This window comes from Chryseobacterium sp. BGA-UO-ETr-SB22, assembly GCF_059567885.1.
In genome coordinates, this window is sequence record NZ_JCAQOV010000005.1 from 2,414,626 (window position 1) to 2,430,313 (window position 15,688).

At 35.0% G+C, this 15,688-nt stretch carries 16 protein-coding genes; 10 read left to right on the top strand and 6 right to left on the bottom strand.

The features are described from left to right. Nucleotides 1-102: 102 nt before the first annotated feature. Nucleotides 103-615 (bottom strand): hypothetical protein, encoded by a 513-nt coding sequence (locus AC57AW_RS18270; RefSeq protein ID WP_496353025.1) that lies wholly within the window; start codon nucleotides 613-615, stop codon nucleotides 103-105. An 88-nt stretch (nucleotides 616-703) separates the two neighbouring features. Here AC57AW_RS18270 and bla point away from each other — a divergent pair, with 88 nt between their 5' ends. Both bla and AC57AW_RS18280 read left to right on the top strand, forming a co-directional pair. After that, the gene (bla, locus tag AC57AW_RS18275) at nucleotides 704-1,594 is read left to right on the top strand and encodes a class A beta-lactamase (protein WP_496353026.1); all 891 of its coding nucleotides are present in this window, start codon (nucleotides 704-706) and stop codon (nucleotides 1,592-1,594) included. Next, nucleotides 1,594-2,631, top strand: a complete 1,038-nt coding sequence (locus AC57AW_RS18280) for a serine hydrolase domain-containing protein (protein WP_496353027.1) — start codon at nucleotides 1,594-1,596, stop codon at nucleotides 2,629-2,631. The genes bla and AC57AW_RS18280 overlap by 1 nt, the downstream gene beginning before the upstream one ends. Nucleotides 2,632-2,867: 236 nt before the next feature. Here the strand turns inward: AC57AW_RS18280 and AC57AW_RS18285 are convergent, their stop codons facing one another. Further along, the gene (locus AC57AW_RS18285; protein WP_496353028.1) at nucleotides 2,868-3,983 is read right to left on the bottom strand and encodes an acyltransferase family protein; all 1,116 of its coding nucleotides are present in this window, start codon (nucleotides 3,981-3,983) and stop codon (nucleotides 2,868-2,870) included. A 183-nt stretch (nucleotides 3,984-4,166) separates the two neighbouring features. Between AC57AW_RS18285 and AC57AW_RS18290 the strand changes: the two genes are divergently transcribed. The 5 genes from AC57AW_RS18290 to AC57AW_RS18310 all read left to right on the top strand — a co-directional run bounded on the left by AC57AW_RS18290 (nucleotide 4,167) and on the right by AC57AW_RS18310 (nucleotide 8,157). Beyond that, the gene (locus AC57AW_RS18290; protein WP_496353029.1) at nucleotides 4,167-5,231 is read left to right on the top strand and encodes a sensor histidine kinase; all 1,065 of its coding nucleotides are present in this window, start codon (nucleotides 4,167-4,169) and stop codon (nucleotides 5,229-5,231) included. Continuing rightward, on the top strand, nucleotides 5,224-5,919 hold the full coding sequence (locus AC57AW_RS18295) for a LytR/AlgR family response regulator transcription factor (protein WP_496353030.1): 696 nt from the start codon (nucleotides 5,224-5,226) through the stop codon (nucleotides 5,917-5,919). The genes AC57AW_RS18290 and AC57AW_RS18295 overlap by 8 nt, the downstream gene beginning before the upstream one ends. 381 nt (nucleotides 5,920-6,300) lie before the next feature. Then, a complete protein-coding gene (locus AC57AW_RS18300) occupies nucleotides 6,301-6,861 on the top strand; it encodes a hypothetical protein (RefSeq protein WP_318848758.1) in 561 nt (186 codons plus the stop codon). Nucleotides 6,862-6,941: 80 nt separating this feature from the next. Continuing rightward, nucleotides 6,942-7,661, top strand: a complete 720-nt coding sequence (locus AC57AW_RS18305) for an ABC transporter ATP-binding protein (RefSeq protein WP_496353031.1) — start codon at nucleotides 6,942-6,944, stop codon at nucleotides 7,659-7,661. 10 nt (nucleotides 7,662-7,671) lie between these two features. Beyond that, nucleotides 7,672-8,157 carry a hypothetical protein gene (locus AC57AW_RS18310; RefSeq protein WP_496353032.1) on the top strand — a complete coding sequence of 162 codons (486 nt, stop codon included), beginning with the start codon at nucleotides 7,672-7,674 and terminating at the stop codon, nucleotides 8,155-8,157. Nucleotides 8,158-8,244: 87 nt separating this feature from the next. Here AC57AW_RS18310 and AC57AW_RS18315 read toward each other — a convergent pair whose 3' ends face one another. Next, nucleotides 8,245-10,182: an SPFH domain-containing protein gene (locus AC57AW_RS18315; protein WP_496353033.1), complete on the bottom strand. Its 1,938-nt coding sequence runs from the start codon at nucleotides 10,180-10,182 to the stop codon at nucleotides 8,245-8,247. 444 nt (nucleotides 10,183-10,626) lie between these two features. On the opposite strand from AC57AW_RS18315, the gene AC57AW_RS18320 reads away from it, so the two are divergent. Further along, entirely contained in the window at nucleotides 10,627-11,064 is a 438-nt protein-coding gene (locus tag AC57AW_RS18320; RefSeq protein ID WP_496353034.1) for a hypothetical protein, read from the top strand. A 67-nt stretch (nucleotides 11,065-11,131) separates the two neighbouring features. Here the strand turns inward: AC57AW_RS18320 and AC57AW_RS18325 are convergent, their stop codons facing one another. From AC57AW_RS18325 to AC57AW_RS18335, 3 genes are all read right to left on the bottom strand, one after another. After that, complete coding sequence (locus AC57AW_RS18325) at nucleotides 11,132-11,932, bottom strand: patatin-like phospholipase family protein (RefSeq protein WP_318848762.1); 801 nt, start codon at nucleotides 11,930-11,932, stop codon at nucleotides 11,132-11,134. A 258-nt stretch (nucleotides 11,933-12,190) separates the two neighbouring features. Next, complete coding sequence (gene lpdA, locus AC57AW_RS18330; protein ID WP_318848763.1) at nucleotides 12,191-13,579, bottom strand: dihydrolipoyl dehydrogenase; 1,389 nt, start codon at nucleotides 13,577-13,579, stop codon at nucleotides 12,191-12,193. Between the two features lie 227 nt (nucleotides 13,580-13,806). Beyond that, nucleotides 13,807-14,070 carry a hypothetical protein gene (locus AC57AW_RS18335; RefSeq protein ID WP_496353035.1) on the bottom strand — a complete coding sequence of 88 codons (264 nt, stop codon included), beginning with the start codon at nucleotides 14,068-14,070 and terminating at the stop codon, nucleotides 13,807-13,809. Nucleotides 14,071-14,270: 200 nt separating this feature from the next. Here AC57AW_RS18335 and AC57AW_RS18340 point away from each other — a divergent pair, with 200 nt between their 5' ends. Further along, on the top strand, nucleotides 14,271-14,657 hold the full coding sequence (locus AC57AW_RS18340) for a hypothetical protein (RefSeq protein ID WP_496353036.1): 387 nt from the start codon (nucleotides 14,271-14,273) through the stop codon (nucleotides 14,655-14,657). A gap of 122 nt (nucleotides 14,658-14,779) precedes the next feature. Beyond that, nucleotides 14,780-15,661 carry a hypothetical protein gene (locus AC57AW_RS18345; RefSeq protein WP_318848766.1) on the top strand — a complete coding sequence of 294 codons (882 nt, stop codon included), beginning with the start codon at nucleotides 14,780-14,782 and terminating at the stop codon, nucleotides 15,659-15,661. The last annotated feature ends 27 nt before the right edge of the window (nucleotides 15,662-15,688 follow it).

Genomic DNA, 15,688 nt, shown 5'->3' on the forward strand with positions numbered 1-15,688 from the left:
TATGATAATATATCTGCTTAAACAGAATCAATATAATTGATCCCACCTTTGCTTCCTCAAAAATTGTATAGGTAAGAAATAAACTTTGTGTCAAATATCTATCTATTTCACAATAATATCAGACTTATAATTGTCCTTCACCAGTTCACCATTTTTATACAACCGTTGGTTGATGACCTTCCCTTTTTCATTGAAATAAAGCCACAGTGCATTTTTTCTGCCTAAAGAATCCAGTCGCCCCATTTCTTTCGGCATTTTATTATCGTGAAGAATCTGAATCGGATACAAACCTTTCAGCTCTTTTAAAGAATCCATTTTTTCAGGAATCAGTTCTGCTTCATTTCCTATTTTGAAAGTATATTTTTTCCCTTTACCACTTTTTAAAATCAGTTCATCTCCTGATATTTCATATTTCCCTTCTGAAAATGGAGCTGTTATGATCTGATCATAACTTATAAGTTCTGTTTTCAAAAATTCAAAGGTTCCGTTTTTTATATAAAGTGAATATTCTCCACCACCGGATTGCAGCTCAACATATTTCGGATATTCTTTATCTTTTTTACAGGAAATAACAGAGAAAAGAATGATGATAAGGCTAATAATTTTAATTTTCATAAAACTAAATTATTAAAATATTTACAATAAAAGAAGGAGCGGAAATACATATATTTGGAAATCAAAAAAACTTTAAAGCCAGACTCAAATGAAGAAAGAAATTATTTTTGCGTTATTCGCTCTCCTGGTCAGTCTACCTCTTTTTTCGCAGAACACAAAGCTTCCGGATCTTAAGAAAACCATTGAATCCATTATCTCCAATAAGAAGGCTGATGTAGGTGTTTCAATCATTGGACCTTATCCGAAAGAAACAATGCAGATTAATGGTAATAAGCTGTATCCTATGCTCAGTACGGTAAAGTTTCCTATTGCTTTAACAGTGTTGAAGAAAGTAGAAAAGGGTGAACTTTCTTTACAGCAGAAACTATTCATTAAAAAAGAAGAACTTCTTGAAGATACCTGGAGCCCGTTCAAAAAAGAACATCCTGAAGGTAATATAGAAATCAGTGTGGAAGAAGCTCTGAGATGGATCGTTTCATACAGTGACAACAATATCAGTGATATCCTGATGAGGCTGGTTGGTGGGCCGGAGCCTATCCAGCAGCTGGTCAACAGTAAAGACTGTATCATTCAAAACAATGAAGAGGATATGCATAAAGACTGGGAATCTCAGTTTGTAAACAAAATAACACCCAACGAAGCGATCCGTCTTCTTGAAGCATTCAACAATAGAAAAATACTGAACAAAGAACATACTCTGTGGCTTTATAACACGATGCTCAATAACACTGCCGGACCAAAAAGGCTTAAGGGCAATCTCCCGTCACATGTAAAAGTAGCGCACAGAACAGGAACGTCTTTTACGAATAAAGAAGGAATGACAGGCGCTATCAATGATTTTGGAATTATTGAGCTTTCAGACAAAAAAAAGATATACATTGCTGTTTTTGTTCATGATACCTATGAAAAGTTTGAAAATGCAGAAGCAATTATTGCAGACATCTCGAAAGCAATGTATGAATTTTACCAAAAAAAATAATGATCACAAAAAAACTATTCTTCACTGGCGCATTTGCAGCCCTTCTATCTATTCCCTCAGCCGCTCAGAAAAAAGAGACTTATACTCATAAAATTGACAGTATTATAACAGCTTCCAGTCCGATAGCATTCAATGGCGTTGTCTTGGTTGCTCAAAAAGGAAAAATCCAATATCTGAAATCCAATGGCTACAAAGATTTCGAAAAGAAAATCCCTTTGAAAACAGATGACCAGTTTGAAATCATGTCCAATTCAAAGCAGGTTACCGCCGTTTTGATTTTACAGGCTGCCGAACAGGGGAAACTGAATCTTCATATACATATCAGAAAGTATCTTCCCTCTCTTACCCAAAGCTGGGTAGATACAGTTACCATTCATCATCTTCTGAATCATACTCATGGTATTACAGATATCAATAAGCCAACAGCTTTCAAAGCCGGTTCCCAGTTCAAATATGGTAATTTATCCTATATGCTGCTAGGGGAAATCCTTAAAAATACTACAGGAAAAAATTTCACAGAGCTTGCCACTTCTCTTTTCAAAAAACTGAAAATGGATAAAACACTGGTGTACAATGCAAAGAACAATCAACCCGTTGTTCCTGGCTATATGAACGAAAACAATCAGTTTGAAAAGGTGAAACAGTCATTCCTGAATGATGATATTGTTTCTGCTGCGGGTGTTATTTCTACGGTGCAGAATCTTGCAAAATGGGACGATGCATTATTTAAAGGAAAGCTTCTCTCTCCGGAATTTCAAAAGCAGATCCTGACCCCTTCCACAAGCTCCCAGCACAATGTCTTTGGAAAAGAAAGCATGGGATTTGGATATAACATAAGATTTATCAAAGAAGCAGGTCTTGATTATTTTGCAGTGACAGGACTTGGTGATGGATTCACCTGCCTTAATGTCTACTTTCCTTCTACAGATACTACTTTGGTCATTTTAGAAAATCAAATGCCTGAAAAAAGTGAATACTGGAGTTTTAAAGAGACTTCGATAAAGAATGCAGTGTTGAAGGCGATAACATCCAAATAATTTTAAAACCTTTGACATAAATTCTTAAATGAAAATTTTAATAATTTAAACAGAGCAATTAAAGAAAGCAAAGAAACAGCAACAAAGCCGCTTTGAAGCTGCATGATTATCGTTCGCTTAATAAGAATCATTAAAATTGATTCCAGCTTTGCTCCCTTATATATTAAGATTGGAAAATAAAACTTTGCGTTTAAAAAGAATAAATATCTGGTATTGATTATCGCAGATTCAGAAGCCTATGCAGATTTTTTCAAAACTCTGGATTTAATGACTGAGAAAGGTTTTTCAATAGCAAATCGGTAGAACAAACCACCCAAAATACAAGCCAGCAGACAAATAAGAAGAGTGATAGTATCTGAGGTTTCAAATTTAAAATAACCAAGGACTTCCTGCGCCATATGAATAATACCTTTATGTGAAAGGTAAACAGCATATGACAGAGCAGCCAGCTGCGTGGTAATATAGGACTTCGAACGATGCAGGAAAGACGATTGAGAAACTGCAGCCATCAGAATAATTCCATAGCTTACAGCCACCATTGTAAAACCAAATACAGAAGCAGTTTCTGACGCCTGTTCGTTGCAAACCCAGAAGGAAACACCCAACAGCAGTATTCCAAGAAAGAAAAGCTTATTTCCATTGCTATCAACCATTCTTTTAAATATTGAAGAATACTGCATGAGATACCCGATCAAAACACCCATTCCCAGGGCATCTAATCTTGTGTGGGTAGGATAATATATTTTCATATACCATAATTTCCAGAAATCTGTGGAAGAATTATCTGCCATCGCAATAAATTCATTCCATGCCATCAGCCTTGCGGCAATAGAAAATCCAATGACAGCAATCATCAGACCCACCATATATTTGAACAGTTTTGTCGGCATCAGGATCAAAAGGAACAAAGGGAGAATGAGATAAAATTGTTCTTCGATACACAATGACCATGCATGGGAAAATGTTCCCCGACTGATAACATCCAGCCCATAGTTTTGAGTGAAGGTAGCAAACTTCCATAAAGGGGATAACGCTTCCCTTTCCCTGAAAAAAGGAAATGTAAAATAGAGAAAAAGGGTGAAAAAATAAGCCGGAATAATTCTGAAAAACCGTTTTATATAAAATGTTTTCAGACTGATATCTCCCTTGTTTTCTATTTCTCTGAACAGCTGCCCTGAGATCAAAAAACCGCTTAAAACAAAGAACAGATCTACTCCCGTCCATCCAAATCTTCCAATACTGTCTATCCAGCCGGGATGTTTAAAGGCCCTGTAGTGATACAATAACACGAGTACAATAGCAGCAGCCCTCAGATGATCTAATCCATAAAGCCTTTCAGAACGTTCATTCATTATTTTTTTATGCAAATATTGACCAATTTCAAACTACTTTCCGACATAGAATCCGGATAACAGGTTATTCACTACCAATAGCAAAACAGGCAGTTTATGGCATAAATGATGTTATCTGACATTATTTTAAGGTCTTTCACAAAACATTTCTCTGGCGTAGCTTAAGTTTTTATATTTTTGAAGATGATGAAAACTCCATCAGGAAATCAGATCAGACAAACTCTATACTTCCAGCTGTTCTTCTGGACTGCTTTATTTTTATTCGGAACGGCAAGAATGTATGGAGAATATGAAAGTGGAGCTTTTAAAGAATTGATGATTTACAACTTTTGCCACTGGATTTTCCAGATTACAGGAGCCAATTTTATTTATTTTATACTGATCCTACATTTTTTTGACCAGAAAAGATATGTTGAGTTTTCGCTGTATCTCATCATCAGTCTTTATCTTATTTCTATTATCAACAGGTTTTTCCTTGTTTATATTGCAGAACCTCTTTTTACCAATGAAGTCAAAGACAGTGTTTATAGTATTTTTACAGATATCCCCTATCTTTTGCTTCATTATACATTCACAATTATCAGTGGGGCATTTATCTTTATTTCCATCATGTTTTTCATACGATACAGGGATGAAAAGGAACGTACTATCAAACTGCAAAAGGAAAAGACAGAACTGGAGTTGCAGTCTCTCAAATCTCAGCTCAACCCTCATTTTCTTTTTAACACTTTGAATAATATTTATTCTCTGTCGATCAGTCATTCTGATAAGACTTCCCAATCCATCAGCCAGCTTTCGGATATTCTTGATTATATTTTATACAAAGGACAGAAAAAATGGGTTTCAGTTTCTGATGAACTGGATATTATTGAGCATTACATTGCACTGGAAAGCCTGCGGTATCATGATGAAAGATTAAAAATTCAGAAAAATATCAGATTAAACTCCCAGAATACCATTCCGCCCCTGCTCTATCTAACGTTGGTAGAAAATGCTTTTAAACATGGAGTAGGAAAAAGTTCGGAAACCACAGAAATAAAGATTGATATGGAAACTGATGGCCATCATTCTGTTTTTACAATTGAAAATACCTTCTCAGATCACCAAACGGCTAATGAAAAAGGAATCGGACTGCAGAATATCCAAAGACAATTGCAATATCATTATCAGAAACATTTTACCTTCAGTATCTCACGAGAAAACAATATTTTTAAAGTTGAAATAACCACTCCTTCACACGATGATTAACTGTATTATTGTAGATGACGAACCTCTGGCCATGTCACTACTGGAAAACCATATTTCTAAGATCGACGATTTAAAAATGACCGGGAAAGCCCAAAATGCAATGCAGGCTTATAAAATACTGCAAAATCAGACTGTGGACCTGATGTTTCTGGATATTCAGATGCCTCACCTCAATGGAATTGATTTCCTGAAGTCACTTCCTCAAAAGCCTAAAACCATTTTTACCACCGCTTACCGTGATTTTGCCATTGAAGGTTTTGAACTGGAAGCAGTAGATTATCTCCTGAAGCCTATTACTTTTGAACGTTTTTTCAAATCTGTGGAACGTATCCTGAGAACTACTACTGGTCATACAGAAGATTTTATCCTCATCAAAACTGAAGGAATGCACCAGAAATTAATGCTTTCAGAGATCGTTTATTTTGAAAGTCAGGGAAATGATATCAAAATAGTACTCATTACCAATGAAAGTTTTATTTCAAAAAGTAAGATTACAGACCTTGAACAGACGTTATCAGATAAAGGTTTTGTAAGAATTCACAGGTCTTTTATCATTAATTCTGCTTTTGTGACGGCATTCAATAATAATGAAATTGTTGTCAACAACCATAAGATTCCTGTAGGAAGAAGTTATAAGCAGGAATTTGATGTCTTAATCTCTTCTGTTTCCAGAAATAAACTGTTATAAACCTGTTTCCGAACATTTCATTGTTCTGTTTCGGCTCCTCTTTTAGAAATTAATCTATACAGGCATTTTTTAACATTTATTTTAAATTAGCTTTTCTCCCAACCTTACTTCAGTAATTTTCAATCTGTTTTTCAACACATTACATCACATTGATAATTGTCAATCAATCGTAAACCCAATGGGCTTCACTTTCTCAGAAAAGAACCAAAAAACTAATTAACAAACACTTACGTAAACAATGAAATCCATAGCATCAGCGGATGATCCCATAGAAATATTAAAAAAAATTGTTATTTTTGCTGTAATAAATAAAATTGCTTTTTAGCCTTTTTATTAGTAAATTTATGTGCACCAATTTTATAAAACATTAAAATTCAATTCATGAGAAAAATAATTCTACTTATTACATGTATGTTCGGTATTTCAGTTTTCTCACAAATTAAAGTGTTGAAGAATGAAAGTTTGGTGGAAATTGGTAAAGATAATTCCGTTGGTCTCTATAAAAAGGAAGATAAATTTACAGTCAACTACCAGGATCTGAACACCAGCAACCTGAATACAATCCGATCTTTTTCATTTCAGAACCTTAATGGTGATGTTACCGGATTATTTAAACTTATTATGGATGGGTTTATCTCTGCTCCAGGTGAGAATATTATCCTGGAACTGCCTAATGATATTATCGAACTTCATTATGAAAAGAACTACGGCCAGCCGACCGTACAGTTTATCCAGGTGATCAACAAGAACCGAAAATATATAGGAAAAACACAGTTTTTAACTCAAAAACAGGTGGAGAAAATTTTTGGAAGAACCAATGGAAAGTATGCAATGTATGAAAAGCCTGCAACTGTAAACCCAACGGCTAATAAAGGGGCTGTCAACACCGCTTCTACTGCTGCTCCCACAACGGGCGGAGCTAAGAAAAAATCAAGAAAATAATTATATTTTATAAATATTGTGAAACTCATTCTATCGGATGAGTTTTTTTATTTTATTTTTGCAAAAAGATAGTAAAACTTATGCCGCTTCAGATAATCAATTTAACCAAAAAATTTGGTGAGCAGACTGCCCTTGACAATATCAACATTTCAATTGATAAAAACGAGATCATCGGTCTTCTTGGCCCCAACGGTGCTGGAAAATCTACCCTGATGAAATCTATTGTCGGAGCACTGAAAATTGACCAGGGAGAAATCATTTTCAATGGTATGAATATCTCAGACCATGAGATTGAAAGTAAAAAGAAAATAGGCTTTCTTCCTGAAAATAATCCGCTTTATCTGGAGATGTATGTAAAAGAATACCTTCAGTTTGTTGCTAATATCCACAAAATTCCTGAATCCAGAGTAGATGAGGTAATAGAACTGGTAGGAATCACCCCTGAAAAATCCAAAAAGATTGGGCAGCTTTCAAAAGGATACAAACAACGTGTAGGATTGGCACAGGCTATTATTCATCAGCCGGATTTATTGATTCTGGATGAGCCTACCAATGGTCTGGATCCTAATCAAATCATTGAAATCCGTAATGTGGTAAAACAAATCGGCCAGCAGAAAACCGTTTTACTTTCTACCCACATTATGCAGGAAGTGGAAGCACTTTGTTCAAGAGTAATTCTTATTCATAAAGGGAATATCCTTCAGGACTGCCCTATTGATGAGTTTAAAGGTAAGTTTGAAAGCCTGGAAGAGGCATTTGCAAGTTATACGCAGAATTTTGAGATTAAATTCGAAAATTAAATTAGGAATATTGAAGACCAAATTTACTTTTAAAGCATTTTTGCCACCTTTATTGTTAATTCCTTTTTTATATCTTATTATATCAGTTATCCCCGGGATCTTTATTACAGAAAATTATAACACACCATTATTTCCAAGAATATTTATTCCAAGTATACTTATTTTCTCATTTCTTATACTATTTGGAGAACTAAGAACAAAATGTATCTATGTAACGATCAACAAAAATGAAATTGTTGTAAAAAGATTTTTTGGAATTTTAACTAAAACTTATAAAACTTCTGAAATTGAAGGTTGGAAATATACTCATTTAACAGGTAAAGGAGCAACTTACGAATATCTTTATTTATACACAGCTGGAAATAAAGTTGTAAAAATATCGCAATTCTATCATAAAAATTATTTTAATATAAAAAATTACATTCAAGGAAATTTCAAGTATCTAGGCTATGAAAAGTTATCTTATATTGATGAGTTCAAAGAAATATTTAAATAATTACTTCACATTATTTTCTTAATCCAAATAACCACAATTTAAAATAAAAGCTCTGGCTTTTAAAAGTTAGAGCTTTTATTTTTAGACTTAAGAGTTATTATCCGGTTTCTCTTCAATTACAGTAACAGTTTCAGCATTTTTCTTTTGCACCTGCTCCAAAAGCTGAAGTCCTAAAAGCCCACTGATTCCTCCATTCGCTGAATCTCCGCTTCCCCCAATAAGAACATCAGGCATTATTCTTACATTCTGGTTGGCTATATTCTCCATGATTTTCAATTGGGTAAAGTTGTTTCCGCCCATTGCTTCTACAGATAATTTGTAGGATTCTGCATTAGATTTACCAATGGCCAGAATTTTTTCTGCTTCTGCGTTACCTGTTAATGAAATTTGTTCTGCATTTGCTTTTGCCAGCAATTCTATCTTTTCGGCTTCAGCTTTGGCAAGAAGTCTTGTTTTTTCTGCTTCACCTGTTGCCAGCAACTTCAATCTGTCTCCTTCCGCATTCGCTTGTAGTCTTACAGAATTGGCATCTCCGGTTGCTTTTTTCACTGATGCATCAGCAATTCTTTCAGCGATTAAAACTCCCTGATCTGCTTTTACAATTTCTTTCTGCATATCAGCAACAGCCGTTTCTTTTTCCAGAGCCTGACGCGTTTCCTGCGCCAGCATTTCAGTTTCGTACGTAATTTTCTGTTCTTCTGCCAATTTTCTATCTGTCAAAGTTTTCATCAGACTTTCCGGAGGAACAATTGCCCCTATCAAAGTATCAACTGCATTGACATTATATTGCTCCAAAACACTGCTGATGTGATCTTTTGCCGACTGCTGTCTTTCTTTTCGTGTTCCCAGAAACGCAATTACGTCACTATCCTGTGCAGAGTTTCTGAAATAATTTCCAATGGTTGGTTCTAAAACCTGACTGACAAGATTGATCATATTTCCAAAACGAGCAATCACTTTTGGAGCTTCATAGGTAGGAATATGAATAATTTGCGAAACATCAAGATTGAAAGGAAATCCGTCTTTACTTCGTACCGTAATGGTGGAAAGATTTTTATCGAGCTGGTGAGATTCTATTCTTTCAAAAGCCCAGTTCAATACTAAATTGGTGGTAGGAACAAGTTCAACCTTCATAATATAAGGATTAATTGGATATTTCCCGGGACCAATAGGTTCGGCCCAAACGCCTTTACGCCCTTTTTCAACAATATTTCCATGCTTAAAATCAACTCCACTCAAATCTTTTCCTTCTTCTCCCACATAGCTGATAATTACTCCAACATGACCAATCGGAATTTCCGTCATTTTCACCATTTCAACTTTTGTAAACCATGGATTTAAGAAGTAAGAACCCGCCAGGATCACCTGTTCCTGAAGACCTTTGTAGCCGCCATTATTTAAAAAAGTATCAACATCCTGAAACTTATTATGGTCATTGATAATTTTACCTGCAATCTGACCTTCTTCTAAAGGACTTCCTTCCATTGTCGTAATAACTCCTACTGCATTATCAGGAATCTGAGTCATATCCGTTAATTCTATTTCAAACAACAACGTATTGATTCTATAGGATCCGGGTGCAATAATTGCAGTTTGGCGGCCTTTTCGCCCTCCATTTTTTAAGAAAGCTTCAGCATCCTGAAAAGAATCACAGTCGACTTTTCTAGCTAAAATCCTTCCTGTTTCTAATTCTGCACCATCTTTAGCCAGTAATAATCCTATTTTACCGGTCGGAATCACTATAAAAGATTGAAAATCGATAGAATACTGCCATATCCATTTTCGGAAATACACTCCCGGAGCTAATGTCTGAGCCTGAAAACCCGCTTCTCCGTTGGTCGCAATAATTCTTCCTTCCGGAAGTTCCTGCTTACCGACCAAGACGAATTTTTTGGTTACCAACCCGATTTTGTCCTGAGGAACAATGATTAATCCAAAGAAAATTCTTAGTATGAATTTATAAAAAAGTACGCACAAAAGTGCAATTACGGCCGGAATCATCCAGCCATGAAAAGCTAATTCCATAGTTTTGTTTTTTTTGTTTTTGATTATATTTGAAAACAGGGATTGTGCTCTATTTTTCGGTATTTGAAAAAACAGAGTACGAATTATATGATAATTCTTTCGAAAAAATTAAGAAATTACAGGAGGGGAAGTATTAAAAATCGTGAAGATGATTTCTGATACTTTTAATAGAAAAAACTTAAAGTTAATTAGTTTCATTTTGATAATAAAGGAACGAGATCCTTTGATGGTACAAATGTACAGAAGAAAAGTATTCAGTTGTTGCAGAAGCTGGCAATATTTCTCAAACAAAAACACAATCAATTGAAAATCAATATAATTATTTTACATAACAACTCTTCAAGGAGCTGAAAATTTCTTCTGCAACACCATTTATTCTTCTTAAATATTGAAAAATGGCTCTAAATTTGATGAGGCTTAAACATCACAACAAAATATAAGAAAATGATTAAAAAACTTTTATTTGGGACTTTCTGTTTAGCTCAGTTTTCTTTCGCATATGCCAAAGAAGTCCCAACTCCGAAAACAGATATTTCTGTAACTTCTTCTGCTCTTCAGCAGGTACCCAAAACAGTCATTATTAAAACAAAAAAATTCAAGATCAGAATCGATAAACAGCCAAACGGAAAGTATCTTTACCAGTCGTGGAATGCCAATGCGAAGATCACCGCAAAACCAAGTATGATCATCAGCAATGGAGAAATGATTCCTGACGGTACCGGAGGAAATTATTATATAGAATTCAGTAATCAAGGACACAGCTATCAGATCTGGAGAAATTACCTTACTGATTCTCCGAAAAAAGCTCCTTATACACTGGTTGTAAATGATGCTAATGATACTGAGATTGTACGCCAGGACGGCTATGTAGTCAAAAATTAGAAGAATATAAAACTGGAAGAATCTTCCTTTCTTATAAAATAATATCCTGCATTGATGCAGGATATTTTTATGTTCCGGATTTTTTTAATTCTTCAAAAAAACTACTGGCTTCGTAGCTTTCTTTAGCGGCTTTATAACCGATATTAAAAATCTGTTCCAGCCTGTCTTTTCCACGTTCAAAAGTTCCGTAAGAAGATAGTTTTTGGGAAGAAATGAACCAGTCACAGTAATCAAATTTTATTTTTTCAATCCTATAGGAAAGAAGATCGTAAGATCGTGAAACAATGGCTTTAATGGAGTTCAGATCTTTAATTTTTGCTTCATTGGGCGGAGATACAAATACACCGATCAGCTTATCACAATCGTCTCTGATAATATCTGCCGGAAAGTTGTTCAGTACGCCTCCATCACAGTACATTTCATCACCAATGATGTAAGGAGTCGTTATTCCGGGAATGGAGCATGATGCAATAATGGCATCCACAATTTCAAAATCTTTATCAAAAATCTTCTGGGTTCCGGCAACAAGTTCTGTGGCTACAATTTTCACTTCTATATCAAGATCGCCTAATTTCATTTCATGAAAAATAGGTTTCAGATAGTTCCTGAAGATTACCGAAGAAACAAGTCCCGGCTGATTGAATGTAAAGTGTTTCCAGTTGAAAAAATAAATGGAATTAAAAAATTCCAGAATTTCTTCCGGAGTTTTTCCTATGGCATGAAGGCAGCCTACAATAGATCCGGCGCTGCAGCAGGAAAGGATATCAATTTCAATACCTTTTTCCTGTAAGAATTTTAATACTCCTGCATGAGCGATTCCTTTGGTACCGCCTCCTGATAAAACAAGTCCTACTCTCTCGAAATTCATTGAATAAATGTATGAAAACAGCCTGAAATAATTAAGTTAATTTTTATAAATCTGCTAATTTTAAAATTATTTTAAGAAAATTCACTGTAACCCTATCAAAAATTCAATCAGCTGCCTGGTTTTTCTACCTAATAAAATGCTTTCTCATAACTCAACCTCACAGGTTTAAAAACATCTGTAAGATTTAACACATTCATTTTCAATAAAAAAACCCGGAGAATTCCGGGTTTTCATTATATAATTAGGTTTATTTTCTAATTAGATGTGAATCACTTCACCATAAGCAGCAGCAGCAGCTTCCATAATTGCTTCAGAAACTGTTGGGTGCGGGTGAATAGATTTAATGATCTCGTGACCTGTAGTTTCTAATTTTCTAGCAACAACAGCTTCAGCAACCATATCAGTTACTCCTTCACCAATCATGTGGCATCCTAACCACTCACCATATTTAGCATCAAAGATTACTTTGATAAATCCGTCTGTGTTTCCGTTAGCAGTAGCTTTACCACTTGCAGAAAGAGGGAATTTACCAACTTTGATTTCGTATCCTTTTTCTTTAGCCTGCTTTTCAGTAAGACCTACAGAAGCTACTTCAGGGTGACAGTATGTACATCCAGGAATATTGCCATAGTCGATTTTTTCAACGTGCATTCCTTTGATTTTTTCTACACAAGTGATTCCTTCAGCAGAAGCAACGTGAGCCAAAGCCTGAGTGGGGATGATATCTCCAATTGCATAGTAACCAGGTACTGAAGTTTCATACCATTCGTTTACCAATACTCTTCCTTTATCTGTCTGGATTCCTACTTCTTCTAATCCGATGTTCTCGATATTAGCAGCAATACCTACAGCAGATAATAAGATATCAGCTTCAAGAGTGATATTTCCGTTAGCTGTTTTTACAGTAGCTTTTACTCCTTCTCCGCTTGTATCAACACTTTCCACAGAAGCATTTGTCATAATCTCGATTCCTGTTTTCTTCAGAGATTTCTCTAAGTGTTTAGAGATTTCTTCGTCTTCTACAGGGACGATGTTTGGCATAAATTCAACAACAGTCACTTTTGTTCCCATTGTGTTATAGAAGTCAGCAAATTCTACCCCGATTGCTCCAGAACCTACTACAATCATAGATTTTGGCTGCTCAGGAAGAGATAATGCCTGTCTGTATCCGATTACTTTTTTACCATCCTGTGGTAAGTTTGGTAATTCTCTTGAACGAGCTCCTGTAGCGATGATAATGTTATTGGCAGAGTATTCAGTTACTTTACCTTCTTTATCTGTCACAGAAACTTTCTTACCTTTCTGTACTTTTGCAGTACCAAGAATTACGTCAATCTTATTCTTTTTCATCAAGAATTCGATTCCTTTGCTCATTTTGCTGGCAACACCACGGCTTCTCTGAATTACATTCGGGAATTCAAAGCTAGCCTCCACTTTATTTAAACCATAATCTTCAGCATGGTTGATATAATGAAAAACCTGAGCAGATTTCAATAAAGCTTTAGTTGGAATACATCCCCAGTTAAGGCAGATTCCTCCTAAATTTTCTTTCTCGATAATTGCGGTTTTGAAACCTAATTGCGCTGCTCTGATCGCAGTAACATATCCACCAGGACCACTTCCAATGACAATAATATCGTAATTCATTACTTTAAAAATTTTTATGCGAATTTAAGGAAAAATATTGGATGTTTTATGTTTCTGAAAACTGATCTTAAAATGCATCAACAAGGCTGTTTTTATTCAATTTTACACAAAAAAGAGAACGCAAAACGCATTCTCTTTCAATATTTTTTACTTTACATTGAAAATTTATCAAAAATCAAAATATAAAACCCGGTTTTTTCAATTTGAATAACTGCAAAAAACAAGCGTTATTTCATCTGTTTAAGCAATCGTTTTTCAGCCGCATATCTGTCATTTAAGGCTTTCATCTGATCTCTCTTCATCTGCTTGGTGGCAAGAGGGTGATTAAGGATGAGTTTTTTCTCAGTATTGTATTTTTTAGTAAGCTCTTGCATTTTAATATTAACCAATTCCGTTTTTGATGGATGTGGAGGAGCTGGCGGACGCTTCTGAGCAGAAACAGTCATTGATAAACCTAGTAACAATACCATTGAGATTAATAACTTTTTCATAATGTTCTTATTTTTTGAATGATTTCAATCAATTCAATAGTCTTAATTAAATTCATTCCGGTTCATCATGAATCTTGCATATATCATACCAATATTTTTAGCAAAACTAAAATTTACTATTGTCAAATCATTGGAACATTTGAAATAATGAATGTTAATAATGATCTATTTTTCATACATTTATATTGTAATAAACACTTATGAAAACGTCTGTAAAAAATCGTAATCTGACCAAAGACAGTATCTGGATGAAAGAACCTGAAGATCATGATTTTCCTGCAGCACAGGATTATCTGGAACTTCTTTTTGAGCCGGATAAAGCCAGAAAATTGGTTGAAAAATTAAAGACAGTTCCTACGATTACAAAAAAATCGAAAGATATTTTAAGAGCAAGCAAGCTTTCCCTGCTTCCTGAGACCAATATTCATGTAAAAGAAAACCTGAAAAAAGTAGAAAAAAATAAAAAACTTTCACCTATACTTCTGGTAAGAGGTGAAAATGAACTGATTATTGCAGATGGCTACCACCGCCTCTGCTGCAGTTATTATCTTACCGAAGATTTGGAAGTTCCGTGCAGATTGATTTAATAATTTTCAAAATCTATTACAATATTAGATAATGATTTAATTAAATATAGATAATTTATTAATTTTCATTTAAGTTTTATTTATTTTTTTAATATATTTGATAGAACCCAAATTTCTCAAACATGAAAAAATACATTTTGATCCTTTTACTTGGAACTCTTCCTTTAACTGCACAAGTAGGTATTAATACAACAACCCCTAACAGTACACTTGCCGTCAATGGTTCCTTACGGGCTGGCTATAGCGAAGTCACGTCCACAGCTTATAATATTCTGACTACTGACCATTACATTACTTATAATGGTACAGCCGATGCCACATTTACCCTTCCTGTCATCGGAACTGGAACAACGAGTTTCACGGGAAGAATTTATAAGATCAAAAACATTTCGCCGAATAATATCACTCTCCAGGCTTCCAGCGGTAATACATTAAGAATTGACAATACTCCTGTTGCTTCTTTTGTGATTCCTACAGGAGCTTATGCAGAAGTCGTAAACAACGGTAATACAACCGGAGGAACATGGGATTTGTCCTTTACTGTGCTTCCTAAACCGAGCAACGTGGAAATCTATGGAACACAGGTTTTCATTCCACCTCACAGACTAGGAACTGCACCTGTGGCCGACTGGACCAATCATGGTAATCCAGGTTATGATACAGGAGCAGCAAACGACAGATGGTGGATTATTAGTAAAACATCAATAGATAATGCCCATACGGCACTCTATTCCAATGCCAGCAGAATGACCTTGGTATATGAATATCAGGGTACTCCGTTCAACGTTACCAATATGTACCCAATTCTTACTGCAGGAAATAATTCAAGTTTCCCGGATGTATTTACAGCATCTTTTGTAAGCCTTGCCAATAATGGCACTGCAGGAAGAACAAGACTTACTGTATCTGTGGCCCGTATAGATTTCATTGGAAATAACGGATCCAATAACAGTAACTGGACGGGAACATTCTTACTGAACGTTCTATTGGCCAGAAAATACTAATCCATTTAAAATATATATTTAAAAAGA